Origin of the sequence: Bradyrhizobium cosmicum (assembly GCF_032290525.1) — a bacterium.
Lineage (GTDB): Bacteria > Pseudomonadota > Alphaproteobacteria > Rhizobiales > Xanthobacteraceae > Bradyrhizobium > Bradyrhizobium cosmicum_A.
This window is the reverse complement of sequence record NZ_JASXTA010000002.1, coordinates 273064-288715: the sequence shown is the minus strand read 5'-3', so window position 1 is coordinate 288715 and position 15652 is coordinate 273064. Positions and strand designations below refer to the sequence as shown.

At 65.0% G+C, this 15652-nt stretch carries 16 protein-coding genes; 5 read left to right on the top strand and 11 right to left on the bottom strand.

Annotation, left to right across the window (positions count from 1 at the left end):
* Position 1: 1 nt before the first annotated feature.
* Entirely contained in the window at positions 2–1651 is a 1650-nt protein-coding gene (gene ettA / locus QSV46_RS05070) for an energy-dependent translational throttle protein EttA (protein WP_314947369.1), read from the bottom strand.
* A gap of 234 nt (positions 1652–1885) precedes the next feature.
* On the opposite strand from ettA, the gene QSV46_RS05065 reads away from it, so the two are divergent.
* Both QSV46_RS05065 and QSV46_RS05060 read left to right on the top strand, forming a co-directional pair.
* On the top strand, positions 1886–2101 hold the full coding sequence (locus QSV46_RS05065; protein ID WP_314947368.1) for a hypothetical protein: 216 nt from the start codon (positions 1886–1888) through the stop codon (positions 2099–2101).
* 104 nt (positions 2102–2205) lie between these two features.
* Positions 2206–3168, top strand: a complete 963-nt coding sequence (locus QSV46_RS05060; protein ID WP_314947365.1) for a D-2-hydroxyacid dehydrogenase family protein — start codon at positions 2206–2208, stop codon at positions 3166–3168.
* A gap of 78 nt (positions 3169–3246) precedes the next feature.
* Here QSV46_RS05060 and QSV46_RS05055 read toward each other — a convergent pair whose 3' ends face one another.
* A complete protein-coding gene (locus QSV46_RS05055) occupies positions 3247–4437 on the bottom strand; it encodes a L,D-transpeptidase (RefSeq protein ID WP_314947361.1) in 1191 nt (396 codons plus the stop codon).
* Positions 4438–4636: 199 nt separating this feature from the next.
* Positions 4637–4759: a hypothetical protein gene (locus QSV46_RS05050; RefSeq protein WP_314947358.1), complete on the bottom strand. Its 123-nt coding sequence runs from the start codon at positions 4757–4759 to the stop codon at positions 4637–4639.
* Between the two features lie 47 nt (positions 4760–4806).
* Here QSV46_RS05050 and QSV46_RS05045 point away from each other — a divergent pair, with 47 nt between their 5' ends.
* Positions 4807–5538 carry a hypothetical protein gene (locus tag QSV46_RS05045; protein ID WP_314947356.1) on the top strand — a complete coding sequence of 244 codons (732 nt, stop codon included), beginning with the start codon at positions 4807–4809 and terminating at the stop codon, positions 5536–5538.
* 5 nt (positions 5539–5543) lie between these two features.
* Here the strand turns inward: QSV46_RS05045 and sseA are convergent, their stop codons facing one another.
* The 3 genes from sseA to QSV46_RS05030 all read right to left on the bottom strand — a co-directional run bounded on the left by sseA (position 5544) and on the right by QSV46_RS05030 (position 8319).
* Positions 5544–6395, bottom strand: a complete 852-nt coding sequence (gene sseA, locus QSV46_RS05040) for a 3-mercaptopyruvate sulfurtransferase (RefSeq protein ID WP_314947353.1) — start codon at positions 6393–6395, stop codon at positions 5544–5546.
* Positions 6396–6596: 201 nt separating this feature from the next.
* On the bottom strand, positions 6597–7010 hold the full coding sequence (locus tag QSV46_RS05035) for a rhodanese-like domain-containing protein (protein ID WP_314947962.1): 414 nt from the start codon (positions 7008–7010) through the stop codon (positions 6597–6599).
* A 133-nt stretch (positions 7011–7143) separates the two neighbouring features.
* Complete coding sequence (locus tag QSV46_RS05030) at positions 7144–8319, bottom strand: VWA domain-containing protein (protein ID WP_314947351.1); 1176 nt, start codon at positions 8317–8319, stop codon at positions 7144–7146.
* A 237-nt stretch (positions 8320–8556) separates the two neighbouring features.
* Between QSV46_RS05030 and QSV46_RS05025 the strand changes: the two genes are divergently transcribed.
* Complete coding sequence (locus QSV46_RS05025; protein WP_008140272.1) at positions 8557–9399, top strand: AAA family ATPase; 843 nt, start codon at positions 8557–8559, stop codon at positions 9397–9399.
* Between the two features lie 969 nt (positions 9400–10368).
* Here the strand turns inward: QSV46_RS05025 and QSV46_RS05020 are convergent.
* The 5 genes from QSV46_RS05020 to QSV46_RS05000 form a co-directional block, all read right to left on the bottom strand.
* Entirely contained in the window at positions 10369–12015 is a 1647-nt protein-coding gene (locus tag QSV46_RS05020) for a GMC family oxidoreductase (RefSeq protein WP_314947335.1), read from the bottom strand.
* 17 nt (positions 12016–12032) lie between these two features.
* On the bottom strand, positions 12033–12626 hold the full coding sequence (locus QSV46_RS05015; RefSeq protein ID WP_314947332.1) for a GNAT family protein: 594 nt from the start codon (positions 12624–12626) through the stop codon (positions 12033–12035).
* 118 nt (positions 12627–12744) lie between these two features.
* On the bottom strand, positions 12745–13671 hold the full coding sequence (locus QSV46_RS05010) for an SMP-30/gluconolactonase/LRE family protein (RefSeq protein ID WP_314947330.1): 927 nt from the start codon (positions 13669–13671) through the stop codon (positions 12745–12747).
* A gap of 135 nt (positions 13672–13806) precedes the next feature.
* Positions 13807–14652, bottom strand: a complete 846-nt coding sequence (locus tag QSV46_RS05005) for an AraC family transcriptional regulator (protein WP_314947328.1) — start codon at positions 14650–14652, stop codon at positions 13807–13809.
* 222 nt (positions 14653–14874) lie between these two features.
* Positions 14875–15228: a hypothetical protein gene (locus QSV46_RS05000; RefSeq protein ID WP_314947325.1), complete on the bottom strand. Its 354-nt coding sequence runs from the start codon at positions 15226–15228 to the stop codon at positions 14875–14877.
* 181 nt (positions 15229–15409) lie between these two features.
* Between QSV46_RS05000 and QSV46_RS04995 the strand changes: the two genes are divergently transcribed.
* Positions 15410–15634 carry a hypothetical protein gene (locus QSV46_RS04995; protein ID WP_314947323.1) on the top strand — a complete coding sequence of 75 codons (225 nt, stop codon included), beginning with the start codon at positions 15410–15412 and terminating at the stop codon, positions 15632–15634.
* Positions 15635–15652 lie beyond the last annotated feature (18 nt).

The window sequence follows — 15652 nt, the reverse complement described above, 5'->3', positions numbered from 1 at the left end:
GTCACCGCGTCAGCTTCTTGTACTTCACGCGGTGCGGGATGATGCTGTCCTGGCCGAGCCGGCGCATCTTGTCCTTCTCGTAGTCCTGGAAGTTGCCTTCGAACCATTCGACATGGCTGTCGCCTTCGAAGGCCAGGATGTGGGTCGCGATGCGGTCGAGGAACCAGCGATCATGGCTGATGATGACGGCGCAGCCGGCGAAATCCTCCAGCGCCTCTTCGAGCGCGCGCAGCGTATCGACGTCGAGGTCGTTGGTCGGCTCGTCGAGGAGCAGGACGTTGGCGCCGGACTTCAACATCTTGGCGAGATGGACGCGGTTGCGTTCACCGCCGGAGAGCGCGCCGACCTTCTTCTGCTGGTCGGCGCCCTTGAAGTTGAACGCCGAGCAATAGCCGCGCGAGTTCACTTCCTTCTTGCCGAGCAGGATCAGTTCGTTGCCGCCGGAGATCTCCTCCCAGACGTTCTTGCTGCCGTCGAGCGCGTCGCGCGACTGATCGACATAGCCGAGATGCACGGTCTCGCCGACGGTGATCGTGCCCTTGTCCGGCGTTTCCTGCTTGGTGATCATCTTGAACAGCGTGGTCTTGCCGGCGCCGTTGGCACCGATCACACCGACGATGCCGCCGGGCGGCAGCTTGAAGGTGAGATCGTCGATCAGCAGACGATCGCCAAAGCCTTTGCTGAGGCCTTCGAAATCGACCACGTTGGCACCGAGCCGCTCGGCGACGGGAATGATGATCTGCGCAGTCTGGGTCTGCTTCTCGCTCGCCTGCTTGAGCAGATCCTCGTAGCGTTGGTAACGCGCCTTGGACTTGGCCTGACGCGCCTTCGGCGACGAGGCGACCCACTCCTGCTCGCGGGCGAGCGTCTTCTGGTGCGCGGCGTCCTCGCGTCCCTCCTGCTCGAGCCGCTTCTGCTTCTGCACCAACCAGGACGAGTAGTTGCCCTCGTAGGGAATGCCCTTGCCGCGATCGAGCTCGAGAATCCAGCTCGTGACGTTGTCGAGGAAGTAGCGATCATGGGTGACGATCAGGATTGCGCCGGGATAGTTGCGCAAATGGCCTTCGAGCCAAGACACCGACTCGGCGTCGAGATGGTTGGTCGGCTCGTCCAGCAGCAACAGCTCGGGTTGGTCGAGCAGCAGCTTGCACAGCGCGACGCGGCGGCGTTCACCACCCGAGAGTTTGGTCACATCGGCATCGTCCGGCGGGCACCGTAGCGCGTCCATCGCCTGATCGACCTTGCTGTCGAGATCCCAGAGGCCCTGGGCCTCGATCTCGTCCTGCAGCTTGGTCATCTCGTCGGCCGTCTCCTCGGAATAATTCATCGCCAGCTCGTTGTAGCGATCGAGGATGGCCTTCTGCTTGGCGACGCCCAGCATGACGTTTTCGCGCACGGAGAGTGTCGCATCCAGATGCGGCTCCTGCTCGAGGTAGCCGACGCGGGCGCCCTGGGCGACCCACGCCTCGCCGTTATATTCCTTGTCGAGGCCTGCCATGATCCTTAGCAGCGTCGACTTGCCCGAACCGTTGACGCCGAGCACGCCGATCTTGGCGTCCGGATAGAAGCTCAGATGGATGTTATCGAGCACCTTCCGGGTCGGGTAGCTCTTGGTCAGGCCCTGCATGAAATAGATGAACTGGCGCGCCATCGGTCCCGTGAAACCTTCGATTTGAGGAAATTTGCTTGCCGCCGATGTAGCGATCCCGCCCCCAAAGGGCAATGTTTTCCCTCCGTTCACCACGGATGAATACCGGGCGGACACCATCCGGACGCAGATCCGGACAATTGAAACCATTTTTTAATAAAGCCGGCCAAAGCTCGGTCTTGCGCTGAAACAAGCGCCACCCGCGCAGAATGAGCGGGGAGCACAGCGAGGCCCATCATGGCTTTGATCGAGACCCACTCTTTTCCCGTTCCGGCCGAAGCCGGAAACGCGTCAGGATTCGCGTCCGAGGTCAGGGGCTTCTGGAAACGCTTCTTCGCCACCGCCTTCAATCCCTACCGGCCCGAGTTGCACTACATGCGCGGTCCCGGCCCCGCCTGGCGCGCCAAGCACGGCATGGATGCGCCGCTCCGGCTCAAGCCCCGGGACCTCTGACCTCTTTTCACCTGTCGGATTTTTGAAGTCGCGAACGGCTTGCGCATGGTCCTGATTGCGCGCAACCATGGCCTGGTTCCACCTTCCGCCATGGATGAACGCTGATGACGCGGCTGCGCTGTGCAATCCTCGACGACTATTTCAACCTCGCCCTCGACGTCGCCGACTGGCAAAGGCTGTCCGACCGCGTCGACGTCGCCGTGTTCAGCCATCCCTTCGCCTCGGAGCAGGCCGCGGCTAGCGCGCTCGCCCACTTCGAGATCGTCTGCGCGATGCGCGAGCGCACCGCGTTCCCGAAGCACCTGTTCGAGAGCTTGCCGAAGCTGAAGCTGCTGCTGACGTCAGGCATGCGAAACGCCGCGATCGACATGGAAGCCGCGAAGGCGCGTGGCGTCACCATCGGCGGCACGCAATATTCACGCGATCCGACCGCGCCGCTCACCATGGGCCTGATCCTGGAACTGACCCGCGGCATCGGCCGCGAGAATGCGCGCATGCATGCCGGCGAGCCGTGGCAGACCTTTGCCGGCGTCGAGATCGAGGGAATGACGCTCGGCGTCGTCGGGCTCGGCAAGCTCGGCAGCAAGATGGCCGGCATCGCAAAAGCATTCGGTATGAACGTGATCGCCTGGAGCCCGAACCTGACGCCGGAGAAGTGTGCGGCCGCCGGCGTCGGCTACGCCAGCAAGGAGGATCTGTTCGCCAAGGCCGACATCATCACCATCCATGTGGTGCTGAGCGAGCGTTCGCGCGGGCTGGTCGGAGCATCCGATCTCGCGCGGATGAAGCCGACGGCCTTCCTCGTCAACACCGCGCGCGGGCCGATCGTGGACGAGCAGGCGCTGCTCGAGGCCCTGCAGCAGCGGAAGATCGCAGGCGCCGGCCTGGATGTGTTCTCGATCGAGCCGCTGCCGGTCGATCATCCCTTCCGCAAGCTCGACAATCTCGTGCTGACGCCGCATCTCGGCTACGCGACCGAGGACGGCTTGCGCATCCATTACGGCCAGATGGTCGAGGCGATCGACGCCTTCATCAAGGGCAATGAGCTGCCGCGCAAGCTGGCCTGACACGAAGCAAGCTGGCCTGAAAGGAAGAAGGGCGCGCCGGTTGCACGCCCTTTCGCAATCTGAATCGTCTGGAAGCAATCAGCGCACGGTGACCGGCGCGGGCAGCGGCGGCACCACGGTCGGCTGGGTACCCGGGACCGGGCCGGCCTGAGCGGCCATCGGAGCCGGACCAGCGGCGCCCGGCGTCGGCGCAGCGGACGCCGTCGCCGTTCCCGGCGGCGGGCCACCGGGCATCACGACGACGCGGGTGCCGACCTTGACGCGATCGAACAGGTCGGAGACGTCCTCGTTAAGCATGCCGATACAGCCGGACGACACGAACTTGCCGATGGTCGAGGGCTGGTTGGTGCCGTGGATGCGGTAGACGGTCGAGCCGAGATACATCGCGCGGGCGCCGAGCGGATTGCCGGGGCCGCCGGCCATGAAGCGCGGCAGGTAGGGCTGGCGCTCGATCATCTCGGTCGGCGGATGCCAATCCGGCCACTCGGCCTTGCGTGTGATCTTCTGCACGCCGGTCCAGGTGAAACCGTCGCGGCCGACGCGGACGCCATAGCGGATCGCACGGCCATTGCCGAGCACGTAATAGAGGTAGGTGTTTGGGGTATCGACGATGAGCGTTCCAGCCGGCTCCTTGGTCGCCAGCGAGACTTCCTGGCGGCGCAGGTTCTGCGGCAACTGCGCGGGAGCCGCGTCAGGCTGCTCCTCGGGCGGCAGCGAAGCGATCGCCATCGGCCGGCCATCGGCACCGACGGGCGGCTGGCCCGACTGAACCGTTCCGGTCGCAGCGGGACCGCCGATAGCCTCCGGCGGACGCAGGCCATCCCTGCCGGGTGCCTGAGCCGGACGATCGGCATAGATCACCGCAGGCGGAGCCGCGGGGCGGCCGTAGCGGGGATCGTCGGGCGACATCACAGGGCCCTGAGGCGGCACGGCCGAATAGACCGGAGCGCCGGCCGGACGGCCATAACGCGGATCATCCGGCGACATCACCGGCCCCTGCGGCGGAGCGGCGGAGTAGACCGGGGGGCCGGCCGGGCGGCCGTAACGCGGATCGTCGATCGGACCGGGCGGCGGCAACGAGGCCTGCGGCATCGCGTCGTCGTCATCTTCCAGCGCGTCGAAACTCGGCGTGCGGTCACCGGGGCGATATTCAGCCGGGGCGCCGTAACTCGGCGCCTGCTGGACCGGATAGCTCTGGGCCTGTGCGAGCGAGGTTCCCGCCGCAGCGACCGTTGCGGCAGCGCATATCGTCAGAAAATGTTTGATCATCATCGCTCTTGTATAGACCCCGGGCCCCGTCCGGACCGTTAACGGCCAGATGACCGAAGATAGCGGCACATTCAAGACATTACAGGCGATTTGTGCCTGCTTCGGCGATTTGTGATGCAGGCGCACACCGTTGCCCCGTTGCATCACGGGGCAGAAATCGGATCAAGCCGTAGATGACCGGAGTCTTCGGCCCGGTTTTTTAAGGAACGGCGCAGAAGCGTTGCGATATGTTCGAATCAGCCTGATTCGCCTCCGCTTTGAGCTTCCATTCCCGCGCGGCGAATGCGGCAATCAGTACCGTCACCGCGTTCAGATGGCTCATGGGCCCTGGCCACCACGCCGCCGGGGCGGAAATTTGTAACCTGTCCGATGCTTCCCGGCTTTCGCTTCCTGTTTGCCGCGATCCTGCTGTCAGCCTCCATCCTCGTGTTCGGCCTCGGCGCCGCCGCATTGCTGCGGGCGACCCATGAGCAGTATGTCAGCAACCCCTCCTGGCGGAACGGCCCGCAGGAGCAGGTGTTTGCGCAAGCCGCCGGGCCGGCCCAGCCGGTGCTCGCGGTTTTGCGGGCCGAGCCGGAGGTCGCGGAGCCCGCGCCGTCGGTGCGCGACCTGATCCCGACCATAGGGCTGCCAGCGAGTGAGCCCGAGCCGGTCGCTGCGGTGACGAGCGAGACCGATGGGCAGCCACAGGTCGCGGAGGCCGCCCCGACTGCCGAACTGGCCAGCACCAACACCACGACGGAAGCCGCAGCGCCGGCGCCCGCCGACACGCTCAGTCCGGCCGACACCACAGCCACCATCCCCGACGCCAGGCCCGCCTCGACAGAGACGACGATCGCTACGGCATCGGCCGTGCCCGATACGTCCGCGGGCAAGCTCGCCGCGCTGAACGAACCGGCGATCACGGCCGCGAAGGATGCTCCAGCGAAGGTCAAGGCCGACACCAGCACGCCGGACAGCAAGGCGATCAAGCGCAAGGCGAAGGCGAAGAAACGCCACCGCATCGTCCGGCGTCCGCCGCCTCAGCAGCTACAGCAGCAGCTCGATCCGTTTGGACAGCAGACCACGCTCAGCACGACAACCGCGCGGACGCGCCAGTAGTTGGCTCACGCCGGCCCGGTCGCGATCGGCGGACCGTTCTCCTGGCCCCATTCCGACCACGAGCCGTCGTAGAGCGCGGTGTCGGTGATCCCCAAGCGATAGAGCGCGAGCGTCAGCACGCCGGCCGACACGCCCGAGCCGCAGCTCGTCACGATCGGCGCATCGAGCTTGACGCCGGCGCCGGTGAAGGCGGCGCGCAACTCCTCGAGCGGCTTCATCGTGCCGGTCGCAGCGTCGAACAGCAGATTGTAGGGCACGTTGCGCGCGCCGGGAATGTGGCCGGAGCGGATGCCCGCGCGCGGCTCGGGGGCACGGCCTTCGAAGCGATCGGCAGCGCGCGCGTCGATCACCTGCTCCTTGCGGCTTTCAACGTTGGCGACAAGTTGCTGCATGCTGCGCACGCGCTTTGCATCGTAGCTCGCCTTGAAGGTTGCGGGCTTCGGCTTGACCTCACCGCTGTCGACGGGACGTCCTTCAGCGCGCCACTTCTTCAGGCCGCCATTGAGGATGCGCACATTGTTGTGGCCGAACGCCAGGAACATCCACCATGCGCGCGGCGCCGCGACCCAGCCGCCGGCATCGTAGAGCACGACGGTGTCGGCATTGGAGATGCCGAGATTGCCGACGTCGCGGCCGAACTGCTCGGCGCTCGGATACATGTGCGGCAGCGGGTTGGAATGATCCGACACCGCATCGACGTCGAAGAAGGCCGCGCCCGGCAGATGCGCGGCGAGATAGTCGTCCTTCGGCAGCGGCAGCACACCCGGCAGCTTGAAGCTGGCGTCGAGCACCTTGACGTCGGCGTCGTTGATATGGGCGGCGAGCCATTCGGTGGAGACGAGGGGGTCGGTGGTCATGCGAGGACTTTCCTTGTGGTCATTCCGGAATGCGAGCGAGGCTGAAGCAGTGCGCATCCAACTCCGCTGTCATCGCCCGGCTTGACCGGGCGATCCAGTATTCCAGAGGCGATTGTGATTGGGCCGAGAGGCCGCGGCGTACTGGATTCCCCGCCTTCGCGGGGAATGACGCCGGAGATTGGAGCGACAGCACTGCACCCCTCACCCCTTCTTCTTCGGCTCCCACTGCTCCGTCGGCCCACCGGCATCGCGCCAGGCGGCGTAGCCGCCGGCGATGTGGGCGACGGGCTTGAGGCCCATGTCCTGCGCGGTCTTGGCGGCGAGCGCGGAGCGCAGGCCGCCGGCGCAATGGAAGACGAATTTCTTGTCCTCCTGGAACACCGGCTTTGCATAGGGGCTCTGCGGATCGATCCAGAATTCGAGCATGCCGCGGGTGCAGGCGAACGCGCCCGGGATGCGGCCATCGCGCTCGATCTCGCGGGGATCGCGGATGTCGACGATGACGACGTCGCCGTTCTTCGAGATCTCGATCGCATCCGTAGCATTGAGCGTCTCGATTTCGGCATTGGCCTCGTCGATCAGCGCCTTGATGCCGCGGGTGATGGTCTGGGGTATTGTTCGTATCTCCCTCTTCTCGTCATTCCGGGGCGCGCGTAGCGCGAACCCGGAATCCATTTCTCCACTGGAACCGCCGCCTGATGGATTCCGGGTTTTCGCTGCGCGAGTCCCGGAATGACGGCGCGTGTGGCTAGTGCGTCAATTCCTTCATCGCACCTTCCAGCCCCTCGATCGTGATCGGGTACATCCGATTGGCGAAGATGCGTTTGATGATGGTGGTGGATTCCGAATAGTCCCAGTGCTTCTGCTGCACGGGGTTGAGCCACACCGCATGCGGGTAGGTGCGGATGATGCGGTCGAGCCAGACCGAGCCCGGCTCCTCGTTGACGTGCTCGACCGAGCCGCCCGGCACCATGATCTCGTAAGGCGACATCGAGGCGTCGCCGACGAACACGATCTTGTAGTCGTGCGGATATTTGTGCAGCACGTCCCAGGTCGGCGTGCGGTCGGTGAAGCGGCGCTTGTTCTGCTTCCACACGCCCTCATAGAGGCAATTGTGGAAGTAGAAATACTCCATGTGCTTGAACTCGCTCTTCGCCGCCGAGAACAGCTCCTCGACCTGCTCGATATGCGCATCCATCGAGCCGCCGATGTCGAAGAACACCAGCAGCTTCACCGCGTTGCGCCGCTCGGGGCGCATGTGCACGTCGAGATAGCCGTGATTGGCCGTCTCGCGGATGGTGGTGTCGAGATCGAGCTCGTCGGGCGCGCCGGTGCGCGCGAATTTGCGCAGGCGGCGCAGCGCCACCTTGATGTTGCGGATGCCGAGCTCGACATTGCCGTCCAAGTCCTTGAACTCGCGCTTGTCCCACACCTTCACGGCGCGGTTGTTGCGGTTCTTCTCCTGGCCGATGCGGACGCCTTCGGGATTGTAGCCGTGGGCGCCGAACGGCGAGGTGCCGGCGGTGCCGATCCATTTCGAACCGCCCTGGTGCCGGCCCTTCTGCTCCTCGAGCCGTTTCTTCAGGGTCTCCATGAGCTTGTCCCAGCCCATGGCCTCGATCTGCTTCTTCTCTTCGTCGGTCAGGTATTTCTCGGCGAGCTTTTTCAGCCACTCCTCGGGGATCTCGGCGCCTTCCATCGCATCGAGCAAGCTTTCCAGCCCCTTGAATACGGTGCCGAAGACGCGGTCGAACTTGTCGAGGTTGCGTTCGTCCTTCACCAGCGCGGTGCGCGACAAATAGTAGAAATTTTCGACCGAATAGTCCGCCAGATCGGCGTCGAGCGCCTCCACCAGCGTGAGGTATTCGCGCAGCGTCACGGGGACCTGCGCGTCGCGCAGAGAGGTGAAGAATTGCAGGAACATGGGAGACAGATTGCCCTTTGGATTCTCGGCGTCAAGGGGCGCCCCGAAGACCCGGCCCTACGAGTTCTGGGCCGGATTGTCCGCCGGGCGGGATTGGCGGAGAGATTGTGCTCATCATCCTTTCGCTGATAAAACGGGTCTGAAAGCCTGACCGAACCAGGAACGGCCGCCTTGCGCGGCCGTTCCCATGTCGCGACCGGAGCCATGTCTCGGCCAGCGACCCAACAAGGACGCGCAATGAAATTTACCGGCACCAAGGACTATGTTGCGACCGACGATCTCAAGGTCGCCGTCAATGCCTCGATCGTGCTGGAGCGCCCGCTGCTCATCAAGGGCGAGCCCGGCACCGGCAAGACGGTGCTGGCCGAGGAAGTGGCGAAGGCGCTGAATGCGCCGCTGTTGACCTGGCACATCAAGTCCACCACCAAGGCGCAGCAGGGCCTCTACGAATACGACGCGGTGTCGCGCCTGCGCGACAGCCAGCTCGGCGATGCCCGCGTTTCCGACATCAAGAACTACATCAAGCGCGGCAAGCTGTGGGAAGCCTTCACCGCCGAGCAGCGCCCGGTGCTGCTGATCGACGAGATCGACAAGGCCGACATCGAATTCCCGAACGATCTGCTGCTCGAGCTCGACCGCATGGAATTCCATGTCTACGAGACCGGCGAGACGATCAAGGCCAAGCAGCGCCCGATCATGATGATCACCTCCAACAACGAGAAGGAGCTGCCCGACGCCTTCCTGCGCCGCTGCTTCTTCCACTACATCAAATTCCCCGACGCCGACACGATGGGCCGCATCGTCGACGTCCACTTCCCCGGCATCAAGAAGCGCCTGGTCGAAGAGGCGCTACGCATCTTCTTCGAGGTGCGCGAGGTGCCCGGGCTGAAGAAGAAGCCGTCGACCTCCGAGCTGCTCGACTGGCTCAAGCTGCTGCTCAACGAAGACATGAGCGTCGAGCAATTGCGCGAGCGCGACCCGCGCAAACTGATCCCGCCGCTGCACGGCGCACTGCTCAAGAACGAGCAGGACGTGCATCTGTTCGAGCGGCTGGCGTTCCTGAGCCGACGGGAAGTGTAGGCGCGAGCGCACTCCGCTGTCACTCCACCTTCCGGTGTCATTCCCCGCGAAGGCGGGGAATCCAGTACGCCGCGGCTTCTCGACTCAATCATAACCGCCTCTGGAATACTGGATCGCCCGGTCAAGCCGGGCGATGACACCGAGCAAGGTGCCGCATCGCCATCTTCCAAATCGCATCTGGATCGCAGACACACGCTCGCATCCTCGCGGCGCATTTCGCCCGAGCCGTGCTTCGTTCATCGCCCCTCAAAGAAAGAGGGCGCAGGGAAGGCCGGGTGCCGGCTTGGCACCCGCGGTCCGCTGTGCGCAGATAGCGCAAAAGGACTGCACAGCGGCATACAGGTGCGGCCGAACGCCCGGCCTTCCCTGCGCAGTGGTCGGACGGCTTATGCCGTGCTCTCCCGGGAGCCGAGTTCCTTCTGGCCTCCCTCGCCCCGCGAATTGGATGATGCCGTCTGCCCGGTTGGGCTCGCGCACATCTCCGCGAAGGCTTGACCGTAGCAACGACGGCCAGGACCACACGGTTTTGCCGTACGCGCTCAGCGCCGTTCGTCCGCACGTGGCCGCGGACTCACAGGGACTACCCGCCCTGCCCGCTACCGGTCGTGCCGACGCTGCCGCGTCCACCGCAACCCGGCCCGCGTTTCGAACGACTCGCGAACCGCCCCTCTTCGTGGGCCGGGCTGTTTCGATGTATGCCGTAATTCCGAATTTCGGTAAAGTGGTATATTTTTGCAAGGTGGGGTTGACGAGGTGCCAGGTGTTTTGCCCGACGGGACGATCCGCCCCAATTACGACGCACTCACGTGACGCGCTGCAGCGTGCAACGCTGCTGCGCAGAGCCGGGACCCAGCAGGCGCACGAAGGTCGTGGTGAGATGGGCCCCGGCTCTGCAGCGCACCGCTGCATCGGACGATGCTTCGCATCGCCGGGGAAGCGCTGCGCTGCGTCCGGGGCACGAGATCTTTGCTACGCCACCGCCGCATCCGGCACGCGTGCCGCTTCCATCGGCTGCTTGCCGCGGATCAGATCCGAGGCGCGGTCGGCGATCATCATGGTGGAGGCATTCAGGTTCGCCGAGATCATGCGCGGCATGACCGAGGCGTCGATGACGCGGAGGCCTTGGAGGCCGTGGACGCGGAGCTGGTCGTCGACCACCGCCCAGGTCGAGTCCGCCGGGCCCATGCGGCAGGTGCAGCCAGGGTGGAAGGTGGTGGTGCCGCGCTCGGTGGCGGCGGCCAGGAATTCGTCGTCGGTGTTGATGTTGGGGCCGGGGAAATCCTCGTAGGCATAGTATGGCGACAGCGGCGCGGACTTCAGCAAACGCCGCGCGAGCTTCATGCCGGCGACGATGACACGGCGGTCGAGCTCGGCGTCGAGATAGTTGGTCTGGATGATCGGCGGCGCGAACGGATCGGCCGAGCGGATGCGGACATAGCCGCGGCTCTCGGGGCGCTGCTGCCAGGAGGCCACCGTCATGCCCGGCTCGTCCTCGAGCTGGCCCTGCACGCCTTCCTTGTAGGACGCCGGCGTGAAGGTGAGCTGCAGGTCCGAGCTCTCCGCGCTCTCGCCGGAATGCCAGAAGCAATAGACCATGGTCGGCGACAGCGACAGCAGGCCGCGGCGCGCGGTCGCCCACTTCATCGCCTCGACCCAGAGCCGCCAGCCGCGGCGAAGCTCGTTGATGGTCCTGATGTCCTTGACCCGCGCCACCGTGCGCGGCGCGTAGTGATCCTGAAGGCCTTCGCCGACCGGCAGCGCGTGGCGCACGGCAATGCCGTGGGCCTGCAACAGATCAGGCGAGCCGATGCCGGAGAGCTGCAACAGCTGCGGCGAATTATAGGTGCCGCCGGAGAGGATCACTTCCTTGTTGGCGCGCACTTCGACCGGCGTGCCGCCAGAGCCGCCCTTCATGTAGCGCACACCGACCGCGCGCTTGCCCTCGAAGATGATCTCGGTCGCGTGCGCATGCGTGTGCACATGCACGTTCGGCCGCTTCATCGCGGGCTTGAGGAACGCGGTCGCGCCGGACACGCGCAGGCCGTTGTTGATGGTGCGCTGGCAGTAGGAGACGCCTTCCTGGGTCTTGCCGTTGTAATCGGGATTGCGGGGAATGCCGAGCGAGACCGCGCCTTCCATGAAGGCTTCGCACAGCGGATCGCGCCAGTTCATGGTGGTGACGATGAGATTGCCGTCCCGGCCGCGATAAATGTCCTCGCCCTCGCCGACCCGCTTCTCCAGCCGCCGGAAATACGGCAGCACGTCGGCATAGCCCCAGCCGCGATTGCCCATCTGGGCCCAGGTGTCGAAATCCATGCGCTGGCCGCGATTGTAGATATGGCCGTTGATCGAGGACGAGCCGCCCAGCGTCTTGCCGCGCGGCGCGTAGATGCTGCGGCCACCGGTCCAGGGCCCGACCTCCTGCTGGTAGGCCCAGTTGATGCTCTTCATGTGGAAGGTCTTGATGAACCCTGCCGGCAGATGGATGTAGGGATGCCAATCGCTGGGCCCGGCCTCGAGCACGCAAACGCTGGTGTTGGGATCTTCGCTCAGCCGGCTGGTAAGCACGCAACCGGCGGAGCCCGCGCCGACGATCACATAATCGAATCTGTCCATGTTGCCTCGGCCGTCGCTCAGCGCGGCTTGTCGTTGAGTTGATAATTCAAATGCGTACGCACGGTCGGCCATTCGGCCGCGGTGATGCTGTAGACGACGGTGTCGCGCAGCGTGCCGTCCGGCGCGACCTGGTGGCTGCGCAAAACGCCGTCCTGCTTGGCCCCTAAGCGCTCGATGGCGCGGCGGCTCTGGTGGTTGAAGAAATGCGTACGGAATTCCACCGCGATGCAGTTCAGCGTCTCGAAAGCGTGGGTGAGCAGCAGCAGCTTGCACTGCGTGTTGAGCGGGCCGCGCTGCGCGCTCTTGCCATACCAGGTCGAGCCGATCTCGACGCGGCGGTTGGCAGCATCGATGTTCATGTAGGTGGTCATGCCGACGATCCTGCCGCCGGCGTCGAACACGGTGAAGGGCAGCATCGATCCCGTGGCCTGAAGACCGAGCCGGCGGTCGATCTCCTTGGCCACGTTCTCCGGCGTCGGGATCGCGGTGTACCAGATGGTGTAGAGATCGCCGTCCTTGACGGCCTCGACCAGCCCCTCGCGATGCTGATGCGACAGCGGCTCGAGACAGGCGTGCTGTCCGCGCAGGGCGATGGGATCAGGCCAGGGCATTCATCGGTCCTCATGGTTGTCATTCCGGGGCGGCTCGAAGAGCCGAACCCGGAATCTCGAGATCCCGGGTTCTATGCTCCGCATAGCCCCGGGATGACAATCGCGTTTTACGCGATTGTCACCTGTTCAAGAAATTCAACGGCAAACCGCCGCGCGGCCAGTCCATGGCGACCAGCTCGCCCTTGCCTGACAGCGTGATGTAGGCGGTCTTCAGCTCGGGGCCGCCGAAGGCGATATTGGTGGTGACGCGGTCGCCGGTCGGGACCTGCTCGACCAGGGTGCCGTCGGGCGCGATCACCGAGATGCAGCCGGACACGAGCGTGGCGACGCAGACATTGCCGCCTGCTTCCACCGCGAGCGAATCGAACATCTGGTAGCCGCCGAGGCCGCAGATCGGCTTGCCCCGCTCGCCGCGATAGATCACGTCGCGCGGCTTGAGCGTGCCCGGCGCGGACAGCTCATAGGCCCAGAGCCGCCCCGTCGGCGTCTCCGCGATGTAGACGGTGTTCTCGTCCGGCGACAGCCCGATGCCGTTCGCCGGCAACACGCCGTGCACGACCTCCACGATCTCGGTCATGCCGGGCTTGAGATAGTACATGCCGCCGACGTCCATCTCGCGCGCGCGGCGCTTGCCGAGATCGGAGAACCAGAGGCCGCCGTGCCTGTCGAAGACGAGATCGTTCGGCCCGCGCAGCTCGTGCGCGCCGCATTTGGTCACCACAGTCTCGATCTTGCCGGATTGCAGGTCGACACGCTGGATCGAGCCGCCGAGATAATCGTCGGGCTGCGGACCCGGCATGATCATGTTGCGGGTCGGAATCCAGGAAAAGCCGCCATTGTTGCAGATGTAGATCTTGCCGTCGGGGCCAAGCGCGGCGCCATTCGGGCCGCCCGGCACCTTGGCGACGATCTCCTTGCGGCCGTCGGGATGAACACGGGTCAGGCGCTGGCCGCGGATTTCCACCAGAACGACCGAGCCGTCCGGCATCACGACCGGCCCTTCGGGAAACTCGAGGTCGGTGGCGAGAACGCGAACGTTGGACATGTGAGACCCTCCCGGCTGCTTGTTATGGCTTGCACGGGATGTCCGGCACGGGCCCCACACGCAAGATTTGCCTGCGGTTATGACAAAGTCGCTCGCGCTTGCCAAGCAAGCCGGATGGTATGCCAGCCTTGCGCGTCAGTGCTTCACGGGTATCCAAATCTCGAAGCCGCCGTTGCCGGTCGCCGGATCGAATTTCTCGTCATAGCGCTCGAAATTCGGCGCGTCTGCGGCCTCCAGGCCGGAGGCCGGCAGCCACTGATTCCAGATCGTGTTGACGGTGCGGCGGACCGAGGCGACGTGGTCTGTGTGGGTGAACACCGCATAGCGCTGCTCGGAGATGCGGATGCGGCCGAAGCGGCGCGGCAGGTCGGAGAAATCAGCGACCTCGACACCGGCGATGTAGTCGAAATTGCCGGCATCGTCGCCATTGCAGCAGATGCCATAGGCGACTTGATTTTTTCCTTGGCCGACACGCACCGCAATGTCGCCGACCTCCTGGTGGAAGCGCTGCCACATCCCCGGGATGATCGCGCCGTTGTCGCAGGAGATGCGCTCGGCAATGCCGGCGACGAGGAAGGCCTTTGCGGTTTCGAAACGCGGCGGGGCGAGAGTATCGAGCATGGTGGAATCCATGAGGATCGGCTCCTGAAGCTTGAGATGGCCGGTGCATTTCGCGGCCCGCACCGCTTCGGGTGTGGTGCCAAACTGGTCGCGGAACGCGCGGGTGAATGCTTCGTGCGAGCCGTAATCCGCCTCCAGCGCCAGCGACAGGATGTCCGGCGCGCCGTTCGCAAGACTGCGCGCCGCTTCGGTCAGCCGCCGCGCGCGCACGTACCGCATCACCGGCAGGCCGGTGGCTGCGGCAAACGCCCGCACGATGTGGAACCGCGACACGCCTGATATCGCAGCGATCTCGTCGAGCGTCATCGGCTCGGCCAGATGGCTCTCGACATACCAGAGCGCGCGCTGGGCTGGGTTCATGGCGGTCCAGGCTCCATTCGAAGCAAGGCCGGTTTAGGCGAGCGTGAGGGGCTTCGCTTGATCGGCGTTGCTCTGTCTCGTGCCCCGGATGCAGCGCAGCGCGCCGCCCTTTGCGGCGTGGTGCGCTGCTAAGCCGGGGCCCATCTCACAGCAATCACGTGGCGCTGGGTCCCGGCTCTGCGGCGCAGCGTTTCACGCTGCGCCGCGTCCGGGACACGGCCGTCATTTCGCATCCTTCGGCGGCGGCGCGTCCTGCTTCTTCTTCAGATCCTCCACGATCTTCGCCTGCGCGGTCTGGAGATCGCCGAGCGTCTTCTGCAAGCCGGCCACCGTCGTTTTCAACGCGTCGATCTGGCGAGCCGCGGCATCGAGCTTCTGCTGGTGATCAAGGCTGAGCTTGGTGATGGTCTTCTGGAGGAAGTCGACATTGCTCTGCAGGCAGCTCGTGCGCCGCTCCATCGTCTTCTCGACGGTGCAGATCTCGATGCCGGGCACGTCCTGCGCGCGGACCGGCCCAACCGCCAGCGTGGCGAGCAGCAACATCGCGAAACAAGTGCCGGCACTTCGAAGCAGCATGCAGGTTCCTCCGTCAACGATCACGGCAATGTGCGCTGTTTGCGCGCAGCCCGTCGAGGCTACCACACTCGTACCGCATTCTCGCGTTGAGCTTGGCTTGTTCCCCCGGGACGGGGAAGTGAACCGTGCGCGGGAGAAATGGGCGCTCTTTCCGCGACTTTGATTAGGGGAGATTTTTGGAATGGCAACGCGCGATAGACGTCTGGCGGAATTCGACGGCGCGGGAGAACCACCGGCTGGCCTGCCGGTCGAAGTGCTGTGCGAGGATCACAGCGGAACGTATCAACTGCCGTTCGCCTGTCGCTATGTCGAGGGACGCTGGCAGAACGATGCAGCCGGCGTTGCGGTGGAGGCGACCGTGATCGGCTGGCGCCTGCCGCGCGTGAAGCATTCGGGCGCGGCCTGACGGGAAGCCGCTGTCCCG

Bases quoted from the DNA above. Each gene is read 5' to 3' on its own strand.
- QSV46_RS05030 (WP_314947351.1), bottom strand. From the start codon at position 8,319: ATGTTCCTGCAATTCTTCACCTCTCTGCGCGACGCGCAGGTCCCCGTG.
- sseA (WP_314947353.1), bottom strand. From the start codon at position 6,395: ATGACCACCGACCCCCTCGTCTCCACCGAATGGCTCGCCGCCCATATC.
- QSV46_RS05055 (WP_314947361.1), bottom strand. From the start codon at position 4,437: ATGATCAAACATTTTCTGACGATATGCGCTGCCGCAACGGTCGCTGCG.
- QSV46_RS05025 (WP_008140272.1), top strand. From the start codon at position 8,557: ATGAAATTTACCGGCACCAAGGACTATGTTGCGACCGACGATCTCAAG.
- QSV46_RS05045 (WP_314947356.1), top strand. From the start codon at position 4,807: ATGCTTCCCGGCTTTCGCTTCCTGTTTGCCGCGATCCTGCTGTCAGCC.
- QSV46_RS05065 (WP_314947368.1), top strand. From the start codon at position 1,886: ATGGCTTTGATCGAGACCCACTCTTTTCCCGTTCCGGCCGAAGCCGGA.
- ettA (WP_314947369.1), bottom strand. From the start codon at position 1,651: ATGGCGCGCCAGTTCATCTATTTCATGCAGGGCCTGACCAAGAGCTAC.
- QSV46_RS05015 (WP_314947332.1), bottom strand. From the start codon at position 12,626: ATGCCCTGGCCTGATCCCATCGCCCTGCGCGGACAGCACGCCTGTCTC.
- QSV46_RS05000 (WP_314947325.1), bottom strand. From the start codon at position 15,228: ATGCTGCTTCGAAGTGCCGGCACTTGTTTCGCGATGTTGCTGCTCGCC.
- QSV46_RS05020 (WP_314947335.1), bottom strand. From the start codon at position 12,015: ATGGACAGATTCGATTATGTGATCGTCGGCGCGGGCTCCGCCGGTTGC.
- QSV46_RS05050 (WP_314947358.1), bottom strand. From the start codon at position 4,759: ATGAGCCATCTGAACGCGGTGACGGTACTGATTGCCGCATTCGCCGCG.
- QSV46_RS05060 (WP_314947365.1), top strand. From the start codon at position 2,206: ATGACGCGGCTGCGCTGTGCAATCCTCGACGACTATTTCAACCTCGCC.
- QSV46_RS04995 (WP_314947323.1), top strand. From the start codon at position 15,410: ATGGCAACGCGCGATAGACGTCTGGCGGAATTCGACGGCGCGGGAGAA.
- QSV46_RS05005 (WP_314947328.1), bottom strand. From the start codon at position 14,652: ATGAACCCAGCCCAGCGCGCGCTCTGGTATGTCGAGAGCCATCTGGCC.
- QSV46_RS05010 (WP_314947330.1), bottom strand. From the start codon at position 13,671: ATGTCCAACGTTCGCGTTCTCGCCACCGACCTCGAGTTTCCCGAAGGG.